The sequence below is a fragment of the Streptomyces sp. NPDC003077 genome (assembly GCF_040611095.1).
GTDB lineage: Bacteria > Actinomycetota > Actinomycetes > Streptomycetales > Streptomycetaceae > Streptomyces.
Map to the genome: position 1 here is coordinate 1 of NZ_JBEXNM010000143.1, position 2,596 is coordinate 2,596.

A 2,596-nucleotide genomic window follows, 5' to 3' on the forward strand; every position below is an offset into this window, starting at 1 on the left:
TTTTTTCGGTTCGTTCTCCCTTTGGGGGGGGGGGGGCCCCCCACCCACCCCCCCCCCCCACCGCCTTCCTCTCGCGCGGGACGGCTTGCGCGGGACGGCTCACGCCACCGCGGCCACGGCCTCCCGGGCCGTCGGCGGGCACTCGGCGCCGCGCGTGTCGGCGATCACCGCGTGCGGGTTGTCCTGGACGGGCGTCAGCATCCGTCCCAGCCGCAACGCCAGCACCGTGATGCCCAGCGCGCACAGCACCAGCATCGCGATGTACGCCGCGTACAGGCCGTGGCCCACCATCAGCGTGCCCACCGCCGGGCCCACGGCCAGCGCGAGCTGCTTGACCAGGGCGAACGCCGAGTTGTACTGCCCGATCAGGGAGGACGGCGCCAGGTCGGCGACCAGCGGCGCCGCCGTCGGCGACAGCAGCGACTCGCCGAAGCCGAAGAGGGCGTACGTGGAGATCAGGAGCACCGTCGCCACGGCATGGGCGCCGTGGATCAGGCCGGACGCCCCGGCCGCGAGCCACGCCACGGTCCAGATCACGCCGACCATCGCCATGACACGGCTGCGCCGCCGCCGCTCCACCACCTTGAGCACCACGAACTGCGCCGCCACGATCGCCGCGGTGTTGGCCGCCAGCGCCACGCCCAGCGTCGCCGGCGAGATCCGGGTGACCTCGGTCGCGTACGCCGCGAGCCCCGACTCGAACTGTCCGTAGCAGGCGAAGAACAGCACGAAGCCCAGCCCGCACAGCCACATCATCCGGCGATCGGTGAGCAGCGCCCGCCACGCCCCCTCGGGACGCGCCGCGCTCGGCACCGCGTCCGCCACCTTCGGGGACCGGGGCAGCCGGACGGTGGCCAGCGTCGCGCCCAGGACGAGGAACATCGTCGCTTCGATGGAGAACAGCCGGACGAAGCTGGAGGCGGCGTGCTCGTCGACGAGCAGACCGCCGATCAGCCCACCGATGCCCAGCCCCAGGTTGTTCAGGAAGAACTGGGTGGCGAAGGCGCGCGAACGGGTCACCGGGGTGGAGCACCACACGATCATCGTCGCGAGCGCCGGCTGGATCACCGCGATCCCCGCGCCGAGCGCCAGTGCGGCGGCGATGACCAGCGGCTCGCTGCCGGAGAGCCCGAGCCCCAGCGAACCGGCGGCGGCGAGCACCGAACCCACCAGGGCGACGGGCAGCGGACCCCGCCGGTCGATGGCCCGACCGGTGAAGGGCAGCACGGCCAGTGCCGCGACGGCCAGCATCATGACGACGAAACCGGCCGTACTCGCGCCAAGGTCGCGCACCTTCGCCACATAGACGTACAGATACGGAACCGTGAAGCCATTGCCGAACGCGCTCAGCGCGTTGCCCAGCTGGATCCGCCGCAGCGCGGCGCCCATCGCGGTGGTCACACTCACCTGCCTTGCTCATGTCGGAAGACGTCGGACGGAGAAGCCCCAGGCGGACGGAACCCGGCCGAGGCGCGGGGCCCTGACCGGGTCGGTAGGCGGCCTGGGCCCACGGGTGGTGGCAGACCGGACTGTCTCAACCTGAAGACTTCAACACTAAAGTTCGAAGCTAAAGATTACACAGCGAAGGACTTCGATGACAATGAGAGCCGTGTCATACTGCCCGGCATGCCCGAGACCGCAGAACCGGCCCGCAATCCGGCCGAGCCGAGCCTCGAAGTACAGATCGCGGCCTACCAGCGCGAGTTCCAGGACCTCGACCCCCAGGTGGAGCAGGTCGTCTCCGCCCTCCAGCGCCTCAACCGCCGGATGAACGTCGCCTACGGGCGGCAGACCGCCACCCTCGGCATGAGCAACGCCGAGTGGGAGGTGCTCAAGGCCCTGGTCGTCTCGGGGGCGCCCTACCGCCTCGGCCCCGGAGAGCTGGCCAAGCGCCTCGGTCTCACGCCGGCCGCCATGACCCACCGCATCGACCGCATGGCGAACGAGGGACTGGTGACCCGGGAACGGGATGAGGCCAACCGGGTGCGCGTCATCGTGGAGCTCACCCACGACGGCCGGGAGAAGTGGCTGGAGGCGATGCGCATGGCCTCCGTCTTCGAGGAAGACCTGCTCCAGGACCTGACGAGTGACGAGCGCGGCGTCCTCGGAGAGCTGCTGACGCGTCTCCTGCGCCGCGTCGAAGACGCCCAGCCGGATGCCGAAGGCCGGCTCAACGACCTCGGATGAGCCAACGGGCGTAATGAGGCGTGGCGGGCACCGCCTCGTGTTCCGCCCCTGGCTCGCTCTTCTCCGCAGACTCTCGACCGACGGCCTCCGGAACGCTGGCCGAATCAGTCCCCGCCGAGGTTGACACGATCTTCGGGCATCCGTAGTGTTCTCCGGGTTGCCACGGGACGGAACGGTTCTGCGGCACACTTCTCGCCGCACCGGCGGCACCCACTACCGCACGACTCCTGAACGGGACGAATTTCGGCATGCCGAAATTCTTTCCACCGGGCCGATTAGGCGCCGGACAGGAAATCCGCTAAAGTAGTGAACATGCCGGAAGGCGCGAAAAACCCGCCCATCGGGGCCGGAAACGGAAAGCGGAAACGCGAAACGGATCTGGTAAAGTGGAAACCGCGAGAAAGGCGGC

Annotated in this window: 2 protein-coding genes; one reads left to right on the plus strand and one right to left on the minus strand. The window is 69.6% G+C overall.

Translation table 11 applies throughout. The annotated features are described in order from the left end of the window. Window positions 1-99: 99 nt before the first annotated feature. Window positions 100-1,401, minus strand: coding sequence for an MFS transporter (locus ABZX96_RS37985; RefSeq protein ID WP_355554247.1), 1,302 nt, complete (start codon window positions 1,399-1,401; stop codon window positions 100-102). A gap of 225 nt (window positions 1,402-1,626) precedes the next feature. Between ABZX96_RS37985 and ABZX96_RS37990 the strand changes: the two genes are divergently transcribed. Then, window positions 1,627-2,187, plus strand: coding sequence for a MarR family transcriptional regulator (locus tag ABZX96_RS37990; protein ID WP_355554244.1), 561 nt, complete (start codon window positions 1,627-1,629; stop codon window positions 2,185-2,187). Window positions 2,188-2,596 lie beyond the last annotated feature (409 nt).

Coding starts and splice junctions, on each gene's coding strand:
- ABZX96_RS37990 (WP_355554244.1), top strand. CDS start 1,627: ATGCCCGAGACCGCAGAACCGGCCCGCAATCCGGCCGAGCCGAGCCTC.